Below are 20,013 nucleotides of genomic sequence, written 5' to 3' on the forward strand. Positions count from 1 at the left end.
GACTATGTACATGTTCAGTAAGAAAGCCCGTAGGGTCCTGGTTGGACTGCTGTCCACCCAAGGGTGGGCATCGGTGCCCGCGCAGACACTGCCGATCACCGTAGACAAGACCGCACGGGGAGCCCAGCCTGTGATCGGCGTCAGCCACGGAACGCCTGTCATCCAAATCGTGCCGCCTTCGGCGGGAGGGGTTTCGCACAATCGATTTACGCAGTTCAATATCGGGCCGTCGGGCGCGGTGTTGAACAACAGCGGGGGGACGACGCAAACGCAGATGGCCGGCCAGATCGCGGGCAACCCCATGCTGGGCAATCGGCACGCGACGACGATTCTCAACCAAGTCACCGCGCCCAATGCCTCACAACTGCGTGGCTTGCTAGAGGTGGCTGGCCATCGGGCTAATGTGATTGTCGCGAATCCGGTGGGTATCACGTGCAATGGCTGTGGCTTCCTGAACGCCTCTCGCGCTACGTTGACCACGGGCCGTCCAGAGGTGGGCCCCAAGGGCTCCATTGCGTTCGAGGTGGCGTCTGGTCGATTGGTGGTCGACGGTCAGGGTCTGAACGGCACTCATGTCGGCCAGGTCGATTTGATGGCACGGGCTCTGATCGTTAACTCGGGAATCTGGACGGATCGCCTGAACGTGGTGACTGGCGCGGCAAGGGTCGAGGCCAATGGCGAAGCACGTCCGCGTGGTGGCGAAGGGCCTGTACCTAAATTCGCACTAGACACGGCTGCGTTAGGGGGCATGTACGCAAACAGTATTCGACTCATCGGCACCGAGGCAGGCGTGGGGGTGAACGTGGGAGGCAACCTAGTGGCGTTTACGGGCGACTTGACCCTGAATGCGGCAGGCGATGTGCGCATCGCGCCTAATGGTACGTTGTCGGCAAAGAAGACGCTCGCGATCAATACCGCCGGGCATCTCGACACGCGCAATGCGACGTTGCATGGCACCAGCCTCGACATCTCAGCCCAAACGTTACGCAACCAAAAAGGCAGCATCACCGCGGCAGGTCCGGCCACGCTACGTATCGCAGGTGAGCTATCCAACGCTGATGGATTGCTCGCCGCCGCCGGCAAACAGTCGATCAATGCCAATCAGTTCCGTAATCAAGGTGGCACCGTTGCGGGCGGTCATCTTGCGATGTCGATTAAAGACGGCATCGATAACCGTAAGGGCTCAATCCTGGCCGACAACACCTTGCGTTTGTCAGCCGCTCGGCTCGCGAATGGCGACACGCTGAAGGCGAACAAAGCGGCTGCGGTGGCCACGTCTACGGCCACCCCTGGCAAAGCAACCGCGGGCGCAGCGCCGGATACGCCCGTCGTCTCAGGCGTGTCCGGAAGGGCCATCGACATTCGTGTGGCCCGAGTCGACAACACCAGAGGATCGATTCACGCCCGTGGCGATTTGACTCTCGTTGGAGATGAGCTAAAAAACCCGTCGGGTCAATTGGTTGCGCAGGGCAAGGCCCGTCTTGATGCCCAAACACTGCGAAACAAGCAAGGCACACTCTCTGCTGGCCAGCAGCTCACGGTTAAAACCGGGACCTTGGATAGTCTAGGATGGTTGCATTCGGGCACAGACTTGTCTTTTACCTATGGCGGCTCGCTAACGCCTCAAGGAAACTTCGTCGCGGGGCGTGATTTGAGCTTGGATCTGGGCGGAACCTTGGTCAACAAGGCCCGCTTGATTGCGGGGCGTGACTTGCGCATCAAGGCGGCGTCGCTAAGCAACCAGATTACGGGAGAGCTACTCGCCGGCCGTCACAACACGATGGCAGTCACTAATACCCTGACCAACGCAGGCCTGATCGATGCGCAATCCACTCGTATCAATGCCTCGCAACTGCTTAATCGCGGCAGAATCTATGGCGATACGGTGTCGCTGGGCACCGGTACGCTGATTAACGACGCGGGGCCCAAAGGCTCCGCCGTTATCGCGTCACGCGGCAATCTCGATCTGGGCGTGGGAAAATTGTCCAATCGCCACCATTCCGTCCTTTATGCCAAGGGTCATTTGCGAGTTGGCGGTGAGCTTGACGCGGCCCGGCGTGCCGAGGGGCAGGCCAACCATATAGAAAACATCTCGGCCACGATCGAGGCTGGGCGCAACGTCGTCATCGCCGCACACCAGATTCACAATCAGAACGCAAACTTCGTCTCGGAGACCGTGCAGGTTTCATCAAAGCCCAAGGTCTACTTCACGCCCGAAGGCAGTACAGAGATGTATGACGCCGCCAACCATTGGCTGTGCGATACGGTCACCCGTGGATGCAGCCGACGTCCAGAGTGGCTGAACGATGACCCGCAACGCAGGCTGCTGTTGCCTTCGACGAAATACCCCGCGTCCCGCTACGGCCCGCCATTCGACTACGCACCAGCTGGCCGTGGCGCTGCCGGTGTATCCAGTCCCATTGCGCTGACGTATACCCCGCCGGGTCGGACGTGCATAGGTCGCAACTGCCGCCCAACGGCCGAGCGGTTTCGCTATCCGCGCGATTCGCGCATCTGGGCCGTGTTCGGCGTGGCGCCACCCGTCGCCGAGCTGCCATCTCCGCAAGCCATTCAGCAGCGTTATTCCAGCAAGCGCCAGACGCCGCAACAGCAGCGACAGGCCTATGAGACCATGCCAGCGTACAAGGACTACAAAGCGCGTCATCTGGCATTGGACGCGCGGATCAAAGCGTTCAACCGAGATTTCCTGAATCGACTGGTTAAACACTTCACGTTTTACGAAGTCAACGAGATTACAAGGCGGACACGTACGGTTCGAAGCGACCCCGGTCGCGTTTTTTCCGCGGGTTCCCTCAATCTCAAAGGCGCGGTTACCAACGATAAAAGTCAAATTGCCGCGAGAGGCAAGCTGACTGTCGATGGTCCGGCGATTCACAACATTGGTGCCACCGGCTGGCGCACCGTCACCCGTGAGGGTCAGGCCACGTTTACGCAGGCGCGCAAGAGTGATCGTAAAGCGCACCGATCGCCTTACAAAGTCACGCAGACGCGCGAGCCGTTTGAGTTGCCCGTAGGCGCGGTACGCACGGTCTTGATGCCGAAAGTGCCGCTGCCGTCGCGAGTGGACACGTCGGATGTGTATGGCACGCTCATGGCTGGCCGCAACACGCAGATCACGGCACAGGGTGATTTCGTCAATAGCGGCACCATAGGCGCAAACGGGGCTGCGGAGGTGAGCGCGTTGAACATCATTAATCATCTCGGGGGGCAGATGCAGGCGCGCCGCATAGACCTGGCCGCGCGCGAGAATCTGAGCAATCTGGCCGCACAGATCGCAGGTCACACGGTATCACTGCGTGCGGGTCAAAACATCAACTTGATATCGAGCTTGTCCCCCGAGGATACCGATGGTACGAGCGGTACGCATCTGTCTGGCGTGTCGCGGGTGAACGCCAACGATCTGACGATGCAGGCGGGCAAGGATATCACTATGCTGGCCGCGCAAATCTCTGTTGAACGTAATGCGCGTTTGCAAGCGGGACGCGATATTAAATTGGATGCGCTGAACGCGCAGCACAGCGAGACGATCTCCAGCGGCAAGCACCAGCGTCATGAGCTCAGCACGAACAAGGCGATTGGCTCGGCTGCGAATGCGAAAGGCGATCTAGCGATGGCTGCGGGGCAAGACGTCAACGCACGTGCTGCACAGGTCAACGCGCAGCAGAAGTTGAGCGTCAATGCGGGGCGCGACGTCATGTTGAGGGCGGGCATGGACAGTGGCGTTGCAAAAGACCAGTATCGAGAAAAGAGAAAAGGTCCGCTGTCGTCCAAAACGGAAGATACGACGACCTCGGTGCAATGGAAGCAATCCCATGCGTCAACGGTGACCGGCAAGAACGTCGAGATCACCGCTGGCAGAGATGTGAGTGTGCAGGGCTCGAATGTAGGTGCGCAAGCGCTTCTGGATATCACGGCAAAGCGTAACGTCAACATCGATCCGGGCCATAAGCAATCAGACAGCCGCCGCACCGAGCGGCTCAAGAAGTCCGGCGTCGGCGCAACCGGTGGTATGAGTGTCGGTACGTACCAGAAAACCCATTCCGTGCAGGAAACCGCGGTGGATAGTACCCCCAGCACGTTAGGTAGCGTGACAGGCAACACGACAATACGCACCGGTCAAGCGGTGAACGTGACCGCGAGTACGATCATCGCGCCGCAGGGCAATATCACGCTGGTTGGCAAGCAGGTCACCATCGACACTGCGCAAGATGCGCATCGCAAGAAAGAATCTCTCGACATCAAGAAAACAGGGGTGAGCATAAGCGTCGACGTTCCGATGATAAATGCGATGCAGGCGATGGGTGGTATGGCTGACACCGCGGCTAATGCCGACAACCCGGTGATGCAGGGCTTGGCGGCGGCGGCCGCCGGACTAGAAGGCCTCAGCGCTCTCAAGGCAGTTCCGACGCCGGGTAATGCCGATGGCGCTGCGGCCGTGGCTCAGGCGGCGAGTATCCGTGTCGGTATTAGCGTGGGTACGAGCAAGCAGTCCAGCCAAACTGAACTCAAAGCGTCGACCGCGAAAGGCTCTACGGTGAGCGCGGGCCAAGACCTGACGGTTATTGCCGCAGGCGCTGAAAAGGACTCGGGTATCAACGTAAAAGGCTCAAAACTTTCGGCCGGCGGCAATACGGTGCTCGACGCCGAGGGGAAGATCAATTTGCAGGCATCCGCAAGTACGCTTGACATGAAGCACAAGAGCAGTGGATCCAGCGCGGCGATCGGCGTGGCGGCTTCCCTGGGCTCGGATGGTGTCAGCTTTGGAGTCGAAGTCAGTGCCAGTGGTGCGAAGGGTCGAGCAAAAGGCCGAGACAAAACCATGACAAATAGCAAAGTGAGCGCTGGCGAGACACTGACCCTGCGATCCGGCGCTGATACCAATTTGCAGGGCGCCGTGGTTAGCGGAAAAAAAGTGGTGGTTGACGTTGGAGGCGATCTGAATATCGAAAGCTTGCAAGACACAAGCACCTTTGAAAGCAAGGACCAGAGCGTCGGCGGCAGCATGATCATAGGCGCCGGATTTTCCGGCAGCGCAAGCTATGCACAAAACAAGGTCAAAGGCGACTTCGCCAGCGTACGCGAGCAGAGTGGCATTCAAGCGGGCGACGCGGGCTTTGATGTGAAAGTCAAAGGCAACACCAATCTAAAAGGAGCGACGATCGCCAGCACTGAAAAGGCAGTGCGGGCCGGCGCGAATCGCGTCAGCACTGGTACGCTGACGGTGAGCGATATCGAGAATCACAGCAACTACAAGGCGAGCGGCGTTTCTTTGGCAGGCGGATTCAGCGTTAGCGGCGACGTTGATAAGAAATCCGGTAGCGATACATCAGCCCTAGCCTCGGGTGCCAGCAAAGCCCGTGGCAAAAAGAGCAGTACCACGAAGAGCGGAGTCAGCGACGCGACGGCCACCATCACCGACCATGCGAAGCAGCGCGCGCTGACAGGAAAAACTGCCGAGCAATTACTAGCCGCTTTGAATCAAGAGACTCAAACCGGCGACGCTGCCAGAGGCCTAAGCAAAACCTGGGACCCCGAAAAACTGCGAGCCAAAGTCTCCGCCGAGTCTGAAATCGTCGCGGCTTTTACTCAACAGGCTAGTCAAACCATCCGATCGTACACCGACGAAAAACGTGCTGCCCTACGTCAGCAGATCAGTGAAAAAACCGATGAACGGGAAAAGCAAGCACTACAACAACAGATCAGCGAGCTGAACACTCAAGAACGTATCTTGAATGTCGTCGTGGGTGCCGTGACGGGCTCAGGAGGCATAGCGGCACTTCAAACCGGATTGTCAGAAGCCGCCGATCGAATGCGGGAGTACACCATCGCAGATTCAAAGAAGTTCCCTGGGATCACTGACGGGGTGACTACGCTGGATAACAAGAGCGGAAAAAGTGCCGGTATTCGGGGGGATGGTTTCAAAACGGCAGGTACACGGGTTGTATTGGCTGCTATCTGCGGCGAGATGAATGAGAGGTGCAAGGTACAGGAGGATCCTACTGGAAAGTCCATCTTGGATGAGAATGGGGTTCCTAAACTTGATCTACACAAGCAGACAGGAATGGTGCAGTTTGAACCTAAAAACGCCAAGATGTCCTTGGCTGATTTTCTTCAAACCGACCGAGGTAGAGGCATGGGTGGATTCACCGGAGGTATTCAGGGTAGTCAGGGTATGTTGGCGGGTATGCACTATGACTCAGGCTCTATCTTTGATGTTCTCCACGAGGCCTACGGAGGGACCCATGATTTCGTCGGTGGAAGTCTTAGCGGCTTCTATGGTCAGGATGGCAATGCTCGGGATGGATTGAGCTCATTACAACAGCGTTTATATGGAATATGGAGTGGCCTAGCTCTAATTCCTTCAACACCATTCGCATTGTCCGAGGCACTACCGCCAGCGGCATGGAAGATCTTGGATATCTTGCTGGAAGCATTAAAGTGAAATTATTAAATCGATTCATGTGTATGTGCGTACTAGCATTTTCACTCGCAGGGTGCTATGTCACGCGCAAGGGTGAAATCTGCAGTATCACTATGCCTCAGATCTTTTGCGATAGGGAGGCTTATGAAAAGGCGATACATCCTGGAAGAATGGTGGACCACTGGGACTTGAGCGACAGAACTGTGCAAGCTCGCTTGCAGGATTGGATGACGTGTGGTGGGAATTCTTGGGGGGATTATTCGCTCGCCCCACTACCTAACGGAAAGGAGAGAACGTTTGATCAGGAAGAAGCCGCGTCTAAAGCAACGGTGGATAGTATTGAACGCTGCATGCTGAAGAAGGACTATGTGTACACTGGTCAATGCACCTCATCTGTGGCGCGTGAGTTCCCTTCATGTCGTGCCAGAGCAGGCGAGCCATGGGATAGTCTATGACGTCCTTGCCTTGGATAGCGCTGTCGCGCAATGTCTTGCCATCGAGCGCAATGCGACGACCCCGCCAGGCGAGGTAGCGCCTCACTTATTCACGCCCCTACCTGACTGACGGCATTTTTATCGATACAGTCAATAACGTCATTGAGCGCGTCGTGCGAGGGAATGCTGTTGGGAAACTTCAGAAAAGTGCGCCGCCACGGTTCATGCTCGTTGCCAAAGTCCTCAATGGCAATCCAGTGCTCAAAACCGCTAACCACCGCGCACAAGGTGATCATCACGATATCTTCGAGCTTGTAGCTTGCTACGGATCGTGCGCTTGGGTCGGGCTGTTCGGCAAAGTGTAGTTGGACCCTCCAATGCCGCCAAATTGCAGCTATAGTAAGCGGCGGGTGCGCTGCGCTCTGTCACAGTGGCATACAGCAGAGACAGATTACCCAACGCATGACCCATGCTGCCGACTTTGCTTATACAAGACATTCGTCCGCTTCAATGCGATTCATTTCGCCGAACAATATGTGTAGCACGCAAGAGGAAACTGACAATGATGCTCACGAGAAAATGCTGGAAATTGGCGCCGCTCTCCCTCGCAGCCATTCTTTTGGCGAGCTGTGGTTCAGGAAGTGGTGGGGATGACGATACCGACGATCCGATCACAAGCAACGATCTGGTCGTAGACAACGATCCCACTAGTTGCACTGTGCGAGGCGATGGCAACTCGTCAATTGTCGTGGGCTCTGGTGTAGCCGGTGATCCCGCCGCGCCGGAAGCCGCCTCGGGTTATCGGGTCGGACTAACAGCAAAGAACTCTAATAGCTACATGGCTGTGGCCAATACGCCGCTGGCAGTCAAGGCCGGCTGCGATATTCTCAAGGCAGGTGGTTCGGCAGTGGATGCCGCCGTCGCTATGCAAGCCGTCCTGGGACTGGTGGAGCCACAATCAAGCACCATCGCGGGCAGTGCATTTATGATGTATTACGACGCCAAGACCAAGGAGGTAGTCGCTTACGACGGCCGCGAAACGGCGCCAGCCGCAGCGACAGGCTACTACCTGAGACGTCAAGATCAAGCAGACGCCCAATCTCCAGCCCCCGTACCGTCCGCACGCCGCAGCGGTCGCGCTATCGGCGTGCCGGGTGTGCTGCGCATGCTGGAAATGGCACAGCAGGAACATGGCAAACTCCCATGGAACAGCCTGTTCGACTATGGCGTGCAGCTTTCAACCGATGGTTTCCAGATTCCTGGACGCCTGGGCGCTGCCATCCAGAGCAATGCCGCCGGCCTCGCGCTGGACGGCAACGCCATGGCCACGTATTTCCATGAAGATGGAACGCCGCGTGCCACCGGCGAAATCATGACCAATCTGCCCTACGCGAAGACACTGAAGGCCATCGCAGAACAGGGCGCAGATGCGCTCCATACCGGTGAGATCGCAGAGGCGATCATTGCCAAGGCCGCGCAAGCGGTGGGCGACGATGCAGGCAAGACGCCCATCACACCAAGCCTCATGACCATGAGCGATCTGGCGAATTACCAGCCCAAGAAGCGCGACGCAGTATGTGTGAACTATCGCGCCACTTATCACGTCTGCTCGATGTCGCCACCTTCCTCCGGAGGCATTGCGATCGCGCAATCGCTGGGCATCCTAGGCCAATTCGATCTGTCGCAGTATGGTCCCTTGACCCCTTCCAACGAGGGTGGGGTTCCCAGCGTGATGGGCGTGCACCTGGTGTCGGAAGCCGAGCGGCTGGCGTATGCGGATCGCGACAAATATGTAGCCGATACCGATTTCATCCCGTTGCCTGGCAAGGGCTTTTCCACGATGCTGGACCTTGGCTATCTGACGCAGCGTGCCAACCTCATCGACATGAATGCAAGCATGGGTACAGCGCAGGCCGGCAATCTCGGGGATGTACCGCTGGGCGTGGACAAAACGGTTGAGCATGGCACGACGCATCTTTCCGTGGTCGACGCCTATGGCAACGTGGTTTCCATGACCACGACGGTCGAGTCCAGCATGGGCTCGTTCCACATGGTCGACGGTTTTCTGCTGACCAATCAGCTCACGGACTTCTCGGCAGACCCGGTGGACGACAACGGCACACCTATCGCCAATCGCGTGGCGCCCGGTAAGCGCCCGCGCAGCACAATGGCCCCGACTCTGGTTTTCAGAGGGGACCAACCGGGCGACTTCGTGATGGCGACGGGTTCGCCTGGCGGTGGCAGCATCATCCAATATGTGGTGAAGACCGTGGTAGGTGCGTTGGACTGGGGGCTCGACGCGCAGCAGGCCACCTCGCTCGTGGTGTTCGGTGCCAGTAACAGCCCCCGCACGAGTGTGGATCATTCGAACACCCTGCTGGATCTCACTGCATTGGTCGACGGTCTGAAGGCCAAGGGGCATACGGTATCCACCGGTGCTCAATCGAGCGGTGTGGCGACTATCATGCGTGTGACAGTAGATGGCAAGACCATGCTGCAAGGCGGTGCTGATCCGCGGCGAGAAGGCATCGTGCTAGGAGATGGCGCACTTTAAGGCGATGCTGACAAAGCAACGATAGGGCGCTTTCTCTTTGCCAAAACTAAAAGCCCACCCCTTGTTGGGGTGGGCTTTTAGTGTGAGACGATGCGGCGAGCGTAGGCCTCACGCCAACGCGTCCGTAAAAAACCTCTCCCGCAGCGCTGGCAATCCAATGCGATCCAGAATCTCATTCAACCTTTCCGCCGGTTTGCGGCGTGGCAGGTTTTTATATTGCGCGATGATCAACTCATTCTTCATCGAGTGTTCCCATCCAACCAGCTCGGTCACACTGACTTGATACCCATGCGCCTCGAGTTGCAAGCAGCGCAAGACGTTGGTGACTTGGCTGCCGAATTCGCGCGTGTGCAAGGGATGGCGCCAGATTTCGGCGAGCGGATCCGCGAGCGCCTGGCTTTTGTTTTTGCGTAGGGCGGCAGCGACCTCGGCCTGGCAGCAGGGCACGACCACGATGTATTTGGCGTGCTTGGCCAGGGCGAAGTGAATTGCATCATCGGTGGCGGTATTGCAGGCGTGCAGTGCCGTGACGACATCGATCTGTTTAGGCAATTGGTCCGAGGTGATGGAGTCTGCCACCGACAGATTCAGAAACGACATTCCCTTAAACCCCAATCGCTCGGCCAAGGCTTGCGATGAGGTCACGAGCTCCGCCCGGGTTTCGATGCCGTAGACATGCGATTGATCCTGCAGGGCCTTGAAGAACAGGTCGTAGAGAATAAAACCCAAGTAGGATTTGCCTGCACCGTGATCGACCAATGTCACCGCGTCTCGTTCTGTCTTAATGTCTTGCAGCAAAGGCTCGATGAATTGGAACAGGTGGTAGACCTGTTTGAGCTTGCGACGGCTGTCCTGGTTCAGTTTGCCGTCCCGCGTCAGGATATGGAGTTCCTTGAGGAGTTCGACGGATTGGCCAGGGCGAATTTCGGGAGCAGAGGACATCGGTAAAGGCATACCGCCGGAGCGGGAAAAATGCCAGTGTACTGAAAATCAGGGTGTGTCCCGATTGGGGCAGAATCAGGACTCGCCCTGGTCGAGGAGCCATCACATCCCTATGACGTTTGCACACCGAACGCCATCTGCGCGGCATGATCGCGCACATCTTGGGGCCACGCCGCTGCGTGGTGCACAAATTGCGTTTGGTCTTGGGCGAACAGGGCGCGAGCGGCTTCCTCGAAGCCTGGCATGTCACCGGCCATCGAAGAGATAAAGCGATAGGCGGCCTCTTGCTGCTGGCGCTGTTGGGTGACGCCCGCATCGGCGTGACGCGCCTGGTCAACCATTTTCCGTAAAGTCACGGATGCGCCACCGGGTTGTTGCGATAGCCAATCCCAATGGCGGGGCAGCAGCGTAACCTCGCGGGATACCACGCCCAGCTTGGGCCGGCCACGTCCCCGCGCCAGAACGCCAGCGGTCGCCAATGCCGGGTCCGCATGCGATTCGTCCGTCTGTAGTGCAGGGGGCGACAGGCGGGCGGTGATGTCGGTGTCCGTACCGCGCAGGTCGACATCCACCAGCCGTCCGGTGGCATCGTTGTAGATCAGTACCGGATCCGGGGTGGGCTCCTGTTGGGCTCGGCGCGCGGCCAAGGCGACTTGGGGCAGGGGGCCAGACGCAATGCGTTGATGGCCTTTAAAGGCGGTGCAGGGTGCCAGTTTATCCATTACAGGGTCGGCGGTAGTGTTCATAGATGCTCCTTCTGTCGGGACATGCATCCATTATTTACTGGGTAAAAATAACAATCAATATTACCCGGGTTAAATATTGAAACGAGAAATTTAAGTTTCAGACTAGGGAAAGCACCTAGTCAAAGCGAATTGAACGCGTATAATCTTGCTTTGCCCGGAGTCCTCCATGCGTCTCGTCCAAAAAGCGCTCACCTTTGACGATGTGTTATTGGTGCCTGCGTATTCCGAGGTGTTGCCGCGCGACACCTCTCTGGCCACCCGTCTTACCCGCAATATCACCCTGAATATCCCGCTCGTGTCTGCCGCCATGGACACGGTGACAGAATCGCGCCTGGCCATTGCGATGGCCCAGGAGGGCGGCATCGGGATCATCCACAAAAACCTGACCGCTGACGAGCAGGCCAAGGAAGTCGCCCGCGTAAAGCGCCACGAGTTCGGTATCGTCATTGATCCGGTGACCGTCACGCCCGACATGAAAGTGCGCGACGTGATTACCCTGCAACGTCAACACGGCATCTCGGGCCTGCCCGTGGTCGAAGGCAAAAAGTTGGTCGGCATTGTGACCAACCGGGACCTTCGCTTCGAAGACCGTCTGGACCAGCCCCTGCGTAACATCATGACGCCGCAGGAACGCCTGGTTACCATGCAAGAGGGCGCGACGCTGGACGAAGCCCAGGCGCTGATGCACAAGCACCGCCTCGAGCGCGTCTTGATCGTCAATGACGCCTTTGAGCTGCGTGGCCTGGCCACCGTCAAGGACATCGTTAAAAATACCGAACATCCGGTTGCCAACAAGGACAGCAAAGGTCAATTGCGCGTCGGCGCCGCGGTCGGCGTGGGCAGTGGCACCGAAGAGCGTGTCGAAAAACTCGCTGCCGCGGGTGTTGACGTCATCATCGTCGACACCGCGCACGGGCACTCATCCGGCGTGCTGGAGCGCGTCCGTTGGGTCAAACAGAATTTCCCCAAGGTCGAAGTGATCGGCGGCAATATCGCGACGGCCGCGGCCGCGCTGGCGCTGGTCGAGCACGGCGCCGACGGTGTCAAGGTCGGGATCGGCCCGGGCTCCATCTGCACGACCCGCATTGTGGCGGGCGTGGGCGTCCCGCAAATCACGGCGATCGCCGATGTGGCCAAAGCCCTCGACGGTACAGGCGTGCCGCTGATCGCTGACGGCGGCATTCGTTATTCCGGCGACATTGCCAAGGCTCTTTCCGCCGGCGCGTTTGCCTGCATGATGGGTGGCATGTTCGCGGGTACCGAAGAGGCGCCCGGCGAGATTGTGTTGTTTCAGGGCCGCTCGTACAAGTCGTATCGCGGCATGGGCAGCCTCGGCGCCATGGCCGACGGGTCGGCCGATCGCTACTTCCAGGATCCGGCCAATAACGCCGACAAGCTCGTTCCCGAAGGCATCGAGGGCCGCGTCCCATACAAGGGCAGTGTCCTGGCCATCATCTACCAATTGGTGGGCGGGATTCGGGCATCGATGGGGTATTGCGGTTGCGCCTCGATTGACGATATGCGTACTAAAACGCAATTCGTCGAGATTACTTCGGCTGGCGTTCGTGAATCTCACGTCCATGACGTGCAGATCACCAAAGAGGCCCCGAACTATCGCGCCGACTGATCCCGTCAGTCAGTACAATGCCACGATCGCGCACCGGCAGGACCGCAAAGCTTCCCAGCGGTTCTGCCGGTGCCGTTTTGTCCTAGGCAAAACGGCACCCCGGTGCAGTCAGCTCGCGTAGCGGCATTTTCTTTTTTTTAAACCGGCAGAGTCTTTATGCATCAGCGCATTCTCATCCTTGACTACGGTTCGCAAGTCACCCAATTGATCGCCCGCCGCGTTCGCGAGGCCGGTGTTTATTCCGAAATTCATCCAGGCGATGTCGACGACGCCTTTGTGCGCGAGCAAGCAGCACAGGGCCTCAAAGGCATCATCCTGTCGGGCAGTCATGCCTCGGCCTACGCCGAAGGCTCGCTGACCGTGCCGCCGGCCGTCTTCGAATTAGGCGTGCCGGTGCTGGGCATTTGCTATGGCATGCAATCCATGGCCCAGCAGTTGGGTGGCAAGGTCAGTTTTTCCGATCACCGCGAATTCGGCTACGCCGAAGTCCGTGCGCACGGGCATACGCAGTTGCTGAACGGCTTGGCCGACTTCACCACGGCCGAAGGCCATGGCATGCTCAAGGTCTGGATGAGCCACGGCGACAAGGTCACCGAGCTGCCGCCGGGCTTCAAGCTGATGGCGTCGACCCCGTCGTGCCCCATCGCTGGCATGGCCGACGAAACCCGCAAGTTTTATGCAGTCCAGTTCCATCCCGAAGTCACGCACACGATTCAGGGCAAGGCCATGTTGGCTCGCTTTGTGAACGACATCTGCGGCTGCCAGGGCGACTGGAACATGCCGGACTACGTGGCCGAGGCTGTCGCACGTATTCGCGAGCAGGTCGGCAGTGACGAAGTCATCCTGGGTCTGTCAGGTGGTGTGGATTCCTCCGTTGCCGCAGCCTTGATCCATAAAGCCATCGGCGACCAACTGACTTGCGTCTTTGTCGACCACGGCCTGCTGCGCCTGGATGAAGGCAAGCAAGTCATGCAGACGTTTGCCGAAAACATGGGTGTGAAAATCATTCACATCGATGCCACCGAGCAGTTCATGGGCAAACTCGCTGGCCAGGCCGACCCCGAAGCCAAGCGCAAGATCATCGGTCGCGAGTTCGTCGAGGTATTCCAGACCGAGGCCGGTAAGCTAAAAAATGCCAAATGGCTCGCTCAAGGCACCATCTACCCGGATGTGATCGAATCGGCCGGCGCGAAAACCGGCAAAGCCACTTCGATCAAATCGCACCACAACGTCGGTGGTTTGCCCGACACGTTGAATCTGCAGTTGTTAGAACCGTTACGCGAATTGTTCAAGGATGAAGTCCGCGAGCTCGGCGTGGCGCTGGGTCTGCCGCCGCAAATGGTCTATCGTCATCCGTTCCCCGGCCCCGGCCTGGGCGTGCGCATTCTGGGCGAGGTCAAGCACGAGTACGCCGACCTGCTGCGTCGCGCGGATGCGATTTTCATCGAAGAGCTACGCAACACGATCGATGCGGATACCGGCAAGAGCTGGTACGACCTGACGTCGCAAGCCTTTGCGGTATTCCTGCCGGTGAAGTCGGTAGGGGTGATGGGCGATGGCCGTACGTACGAATACGTCGTGGCCTTGCGCGCCGTGCAGACCTTTGATTTCATGACTGCCGATTGGGCGCCGTTGCCGCATGCGTTGTTGGCTAAGGTGTCGTCGCGGATTATTAATGAAGTCCGTGGGTTGAATCGGGTGGTGTATGACGTGTCGAGCAAGCCGCCTGCGACAATCGAGTGGGAGTGAGGGGAAGCAGTTTTCCCTTATAAATCAACAGTCTAGAAGGTCTCTCGGAATATCATCAACAAGAATGTGATTCTTCTAGGTTGTTGATTTTAAAGACTATTTCGTGTGAATAATTTACCTTTAAGAGCTTCCAGGCAGCGAAGCTGACGGTAAATTTGACGGGGTGCGCAAGCTCTTTGGCCTGGGGTTGGCGTAGCCACGAAAGAACTACCGTCAGCGACGGTAGTTCTTCCTCTTAGACATCAGGATTTATGCGGGCTCGCAAGGGCATGTAGGTCTCGTGATAGGTGACGGCAATCGGCCGTTTCAATCAGGAGACTATTCCCGTGCTTACAGACTTTTCCCTGCGGAACTTGAAACCCCGCGCGATCCTCTACAAGGTCGCCGATCGCGATGGCATGTACGCCATCGTTTCGCCGAAAGGCACCATTACCTTCCGATACGACTACCGGATCAATGGCCGACGAGAGACGTTGACCATAGGCCGTTACGGCTTCGGAGGGATTTCACTAGCCGAAGCCCGAGAAAAACTGCGGCGGGCCAGGGGGCTGCTGGGCGAGGGCACTTCGCCAGCGCTACAGAAGCAACGAGAGAAGGGACGTGGGCCGGAGACCCAGACCTTCAGCGATCATGCCACCCGTTGGCTTTATGGGGCCACGATGGCCGAGTCGACCCGTTCGATGCGAAAGAGCGTACTGGATCGCGACATCTTGCCAGCGTTCAACAAACGCCTTCTTGGCGAAATCCATGGGGAGGATCTACGCGCTCTGTGCATGCGTGTGAGAGCGCGAGGCGCACCAACTACCGCCGTTCATATTCGGGACCTTGTGAAGCAGATATACGGCTACGCGAATCTGCATGGGGAGAAGGTGGTAAACCCTGCTGATAGTGTAGAAGCGGCTTCCATTGCGACTTTCGTACCGAAGGATCGTGCCTTGTCCCCGCAGGAAATCCATCTGATGTCCAAGCAATTAGGGTGCGTGGCTACCTATCCGACGATCCGATTAGCATTGCGCATGATCTTGCTGACGTTGGTGCGAAAGAGTGAGCTGATCGAGGCGACTTGGGACGAGGTCGATTTCGAGAAGGCAACCTGGACCATTCCAAAGCAGCGAATGAAGGGGAGGAGGCCGCACGTGGTTTATCTCTCACGTCAGGCGCTCGACATTTTCGTGGCGTTGCATACCTGTGCGGCCGGTTCCAAGTTTGTCCTGCCGTCGCGCTACAACGCTGACAGTTGCATGTCCAAGGCGACCCTGAACCGTGTCACGCAGCTTGTAGTCGAGAGGGCCAAAGTCGCGGGCTTACCACTGGAGTCGTTTACCGTTCACGATTTGCGCCGTACGGGATCAACGCTGCTGCACGAATTGGGTTTCAACCGAGATTGGATCGAGAAATGCCTTGCGCATGGAGACGGACGGTCCTCGCGCTCGATCTACAACAAGGCCGAGTACGCTGAGCAACGGCGACACATGTTGCAAGAGTGGGCGGACATGGTGGATGCCTGGATCAACGAGCAGATCTACGTTCCGAGACTGTTTCCGGAAAACTTGGCGGTTCTTGTACATTATGGTCGGGGATTGTAGCTTCAGGTAACGTTTTGGGTAATATTGGACCTGGGCGCTGTGTGGCCATGTCGGCCGCACAGCAGACTCACGAGCTATTCGTGTAATATGTAACAAATTATCCACCCGCACTCGTCGATCCTATGAAATGGAGACTTGATGACCGTCAGTGACGACCAAGCTACCACGCTAGCACCAGCAGTCTGGCCGTCGATCGACGAAATCTCGCCGCAAGAGGAGGGTGGGCCCATCGCTAGGATCGGTTTTAGTTATCAAGACGAGGTCGCGGTGGGCTTCCTCATAGAAATGCTGTGTTCCCCTTCCATTTGGAAGGTCCACTGCGAGACACACGACGACATTCTGCTTGTTCGATGTGTGGACGATGTTTGCCATGCCGAGTTCGTGCAGGTGAAGGGAGGCCAGCCTGACCAGCTCTGGTCTGTCGCCAACCTCTGCTTTCGCAAGGCAGGCGCGGTTGGAAGTTCGATATTTGAGGTGTCCTTGGCTCGTGATAAGTACATCGAGCCGTCAAGGTTTCGCCTAGTCACCCATCGGCCGGTCGTGACGGCCCTTCGGGTGCTGACCTCTCCACTCGGTGCGCCAGGGCGGGAGCCGGAAAGCGAGGCGGTGACCGCGCTCCTGGACGCCATCGGTCAATACTGCCCTGAAACCAAATCGGCCAAAGGCAACGACGCACAGTTCTGGATTGACAACTGTGTCTGGGACGTCCGGAACGATCACGCCAGCATCGCAAACGCCAACCTGCTGAAATTGATCGAACTGTCGGCGCAAGAAGGTCAATGCCTTCTCCCCGAGCAAGCGCAAGTTCTGCTTGGTGAGTTGCGTGACTGGGCCAAGAGTGCCGGAGAGGCCCGCTGGATTCCCGACCGGGATAAAAAGATCATTACGCGCACGGCGATTTGCGATTGGTGGTGCCGACGTACTGACGAAATCCGCGACGGTGCGACGGCGCCCGGCGGCGGCAAACTTTCAACCAAGCTCAACGAGATCGGTGCGGGGTCTGAGACGATCGCACTGGCAGTTGATATTCGGCGGACTTACGCCGCGTTAATGCGAACTACGCGCTACATGGCGGAAGACGAAACATCTGTTCTCCAGCAGCGCGTGAAGTCGGAAATGATGCTGCTGCGTGCGCGCTACTCCGCCGGCCACCTCGACATTGATGGTGCAGCCTTTCTGTCGTTATGTCTGGAACGGCTGAATGCCATGAACGAGGACAGACCTGCCGGCGAGAAAGATCGATCTGCTTTCCTTCAGGGATGCATGTACGACATCACAGACCGCTGCTTGCACCGATTCGCGAGGCCAGTGCGATGAAGTCGCTCGAACGCCTGGGCAACCGGCCCGTCAGCCTACCGTTGGCTGCCGACGATGTCGTGGAGTTCCACATGGCGCGACTGCTGCTGCTCCTGAGACTGTGCGGAACCGCGGGGCGGATCGACGGTTTGACAAAGATGGCGAAACTCGACTTCTTTGTCAGGTATCCCGACTTTTTCGAGACCGCGCGTGATCAGTCGAACGGAACCGGGATATCTGATCGCGCTGTTGAGTCGGCCATGGTGCGACACCACTATGGCCCGTGGGACAAGCGCTACTACCATGTGCTAGCAAACCTAGAGGCGAGGAGACTGATTTCCGTGGCCAAAGAAAAGAACTCCTACCGTATTGCCCTAACTGATCTTGGTCAAGATCGAGCCAAACGTTTGTTGGAATTGCCTTCATTCGCTCCGATCGTGAGCCGGATGAAGGAAGTGAAGAGCGCGTTTGGCTCGCGTAGTGGCACGTCGCTGAAAGACATGATCTACAAAGTTTTCGACGAGGAAGTGGGCCGTCGCCGCCTAGGTGAGGTGATCGAGGCATGAGCGGGCGATACATTTCCATCGGTCGGCTAGCACGTCGATTCTCCAACGGCGAAACCGAAGCCTTGAAGTTTGAACCTGGCGTCAACCTGCTCATCGGCCCCCCCAACACGGGAAAGACGAAGTGGCTTCAGATGCTCGACCATCTGCTGGGTGATCCGTCGTCTTTTGAGTCGACATTTGATGAGCAACTCTTCGCAAAGTACGACTCGATCAGCGCGGAGCTGGTTGTTGGAGAGGAAACCCTGCTCGTCGAGCGGCGCTGGAAGGAACCGGGCAGCAAGACGAAGGTTTTCGTCGATGGTGAAGGTCTACCGGCGCGTGACTTTCAACATCTTTTACTGCAAAAGCTCGATATCCCTTTGATGCACTTTCCGCGAGGAAATCCATTTTCTGGCCAGACTTGGCCTGAGCTCAGTTTCAGGATGCTGCTGCGACATATTTACCGGCAGCAACGGTTCTGGAGCGGCATCGCAGACCAACAGATTGAGGCCGAGCAACACGCATGCTTGCTGCAGTTCCTTGGTCTGGCTGAGCACATCTACACCGAGAAGTATGGACAGCTGGTGGGGATGAAGCTTGCGGTAGAGCGTCTCAAAGCCAGGCGCGAGCAATACGGCTCAACGCTGAACGAACTTGCAAGAGATCTCTTGAATGTCGAAGGCCTCGAACAGAGTGTCAACGCGGAAGTTGTGCGGCAGGCGGAGGAGCGCATCGACATGAAGCTCAATGAGCTTAGGGATCATCGAATTGCTACGCTTGTCGACGGACGAAACAATGCTGTTGCCAACCAGAGCCGCGGACGCATTGAGGCGTTGAGCGAAAAACGGGCCGCGCTCATCGTTACGCGAGAGGAACAGTTTCGCCAAACGAAGGCGACGACTGAACGGTTGGAGGAGATGCAGCGCTACCGAGACGATTTGACGAATGAACTGGCGCGGCTGCATCGTGCAGAAGACGCGGGAGCCTTGTTCGCCGACTTAAAAATTACGCATTGTCCCGCGTGTGACCAAACAGTCGCGCAACAAGCAGTCGATGTGACCGATTGCCACCTATGTCATCAACATCTCCCCGTGGAGCCGATGGTCGAAGGGTTGGGGGCAGCACGCCTGCAGTTTGAAAACAATCGTCTCACGGGGGAACTTCAGGAAGCGGAGACGCTGCTCGTCGTTCTTGGACGGGAGGTAGAGCGTCTTGCTCACGCGCAGTTGGCTTTAGACGAACAGCTAAGGATGGCCGAGAACGAACTCGCACCCGCACGGGAGGCAGTGTCTGCTTTGGTGAGTGAGGAACTGACCGCTATCGACATGGCCATGGGGGAACTAAACGAGCGGCAGCGCCAGGTGAAGCGCTTGACTGGAGCAGTTGAGCTGGGCGAACAACTCACTGGACAGATTGAAGCAATGGAGACGGAGATCGCGCCACTACAAGTTCAGGTCGATGACATCACGCGCGCCACCGACTTCGGCCATGGTGAGGAACTGCTTTCTTCCGGCATGACTTTCTATCTGAATGCACTGAATCGCATCAAACCCAACGTGTGGCGACACAGCGCAGTCGACGTAAATCTTTCTAGATCCGCCTTCAGCATCAAGGTGGGGTCCAGGCGGTGGAGCTCGGCGTTGGGTGGGACGGATACGTTGTACTTCTTGATGTCATATCACTTTGGCCTCCTCTCGCTGAGCTCTTTGCCTCATTGTCACTACCCGGGCCTGTCGATCATCGACCTCCCCGGAGATTTTCTCGGAGAGTCTATAGAGGACAAAGAGAACTTCATCGTTCAGCCGTTCATTGACCTCTTGGCCCAGGATTCCTTCATGGGCGCACAAGTCATCATGACCGGAGCATCGTTCAAGGGGCTAACTGGCGTTCATCGAACCAACCTTCACAAGGTCTACGTAGGGTAGCGATCCTCGGATCGCGATGTTTGTTGAAGTTGGGCCGGCCGACAAGGAGGGCATGGATCTATCGCAGACCACATGCGCCGTGCGCGAGTTGCTCAGCACGGTGCATCGTCGACGGTGGTGCGACGCGTGGTCATGACGACGGGCGGGATGCGGGAACTTAGCCGGTC

At 57.6% G+C, this 20,013-nt stretch carries 11 protein-coding genes; 8 read left to right on the forward strand and 3 right to left on the reverse strand.

From position 1 onward, the window contains the following. Positions 1 to 10 precede the first annotated feature (10 nt). Complete coding sequence (locus tag ACYVDM_RS10580) at positions 11 to 6,463, forward strand: two-partner secretion domain-containing protein (RefSeq protein ID WP_460475382.1); 6,453 nt, start codon at positions 11 to 13, stop codon at positions 6,461 to 6,463. Positions 6,464 to 6,986: 523 nt separating this feature from the next. Here ACYVDM_RS10580 and ACYVDM_RS10585 read toward each other — a convergent pair. Further along, entirely contained in the window at positions 6,987 to 7,274 is a 288-nt protein-coding gene (locus tag ACYVDM_RS10585; protein WP_460475414.1) for a transposase family protein, read from the reverse strand. A 167-nt stretch (positions 7,275 to 7,441) separates the two neighbouring features. Between ACYVDM_RS10585 and ACYVDM_RS10590 the strand changes: the two genes are divergently transcribed. Next, on the forward strand, positions 7,442 to 9,430 hold the full coding sequence (locus ACYVDM_RS10590; protein ID WP_415787042.1) for a gamma-glutamyltransferase family protein: 1,989 nt from the start codon (positions 7,442 to 7,444) through the stop codon (positions 9,428 to 9,430). Positions 9,431 to 9,538: 108 nt separating this feature from the next. Here ACYVDM_RS10590 and ACYVDM_RS10595 read toward each other — a convergent pair whose 3' ends face one another. Then, complete coding sequence (locus ACYVDM_RS10595) at positions 9,539 to 10,372, reverse strand: class I SAM-dependent methyltransferase (RefSeq protein WP_415786061.1); 834 nt, start codon at positions 10,370 to 10,372, stop codon at positions 9,539 to 9,541. A gap of 110 nt (positions 10,373 to 10,482) precedes the next feature. Further along, the gene (locus ACYVDM_RS10600; RefSeq protein ID WP_415786059.1) at positions 10,483 to 11,118 is read right to left on the reverse strand and encodes a DUF2239 family protein; all 636 of its coding nucleotides are present in this window, start codon (positions 11,116 to 11,118) and stop codon (positions 10,483 to 10,485) included. 166 nt (positions 11,119 to 11,284) lie between these two features. Here ACYVDM_RS10600 and guaB point away from each other — a divergent pair, with 166 nt between their 5' ends. From guaB to ACYVDM_RS10630, 6 genes are all read left to right on the forward strand, one after another. After that, positions 11,285 to 12,745, forward strand: coding sequence for an IMP dehydrogenase (guaB, locus tag ACYVDM_RS10605; RefSeq protein ID WP_415786057.1), 1,461 nt, complete (start codon positions 11,285 to 11,287; stop codon positions 12,743 to 12,745). A 156-nt stretch (positions 12,746 to 12,901) separates the two neighbouring features. After that, positions 12,902 to 14,494 carry a glutamine-hydrolyzing GMP synthase gene (guaA, locus tag ACYVDM_RS10610; protein WP_415786055.1) on the forward strand — a complete coding sequence of 531 codons (1,593 nt, stop codon included), beginning with the start codon at positions 12,902 to 12,904 and terminating at the stop codon, positions 14,492 to 14,494. A gap of 326 nt (positions 14,495 to 14,820) precedes the next feature. Further along, a complete protein-coding gene (locus ACYVDM_RS10615) occupies positions 14,821 to 16,080 on the forward strand; it encodes a tyrosine-type recombinase/integrase (protein ID WP_415786053.1) in 1,260 nt (419 codons plus the stop codon). Between the two features lie 138 nt (positions 16,081 to 16,218). Further along, complete coding sequence (locus ACYVDM_RS10620; RefSeq protein WP_415786051.1) at positions 16,219 to 17,397, forward strand: dsDNA nuclease domain-containing protein; 1,179 nt, start codon at positions 16,219 to 16,221, stop codon at positions 17,395 to 17,397. Then, positions 17,394 to 17,942: a hypothetical protein gene (locus ACYVDM_RS10625; protein WP_415786049.1), complete on the forward strand. Its 549-nt coding sequence runs from the start codon at positions 17,394 to 17,396 to the stop codon at positions 17,940 to 17,942. Before ACYVDM_RS10620 ends, ACYVDM_RS10625 begins: the two co-directional genes overlap by 4 nt. Continuing rightward, complete coding sequence (locus ACYVDM_RS10630; protein WP_415786047.1) at positions 17,939 to 19,846, forward strand: hypothetical protein; 1,908 nt, start codon at positions 17,939 to 17,941, stop codon at positions 19,844 to 19,846. Before ACYVDM_RS10625 ends, ACYVDM_RS10630 begins: the two co-directional genes overlap by 4 nt. The last annotated feature ends 167 nt before the right edge of the window (positions 19,847 to 20,013 follow it).

This window comes from Bordetella tumulicola, assembly GCF_054779135.1.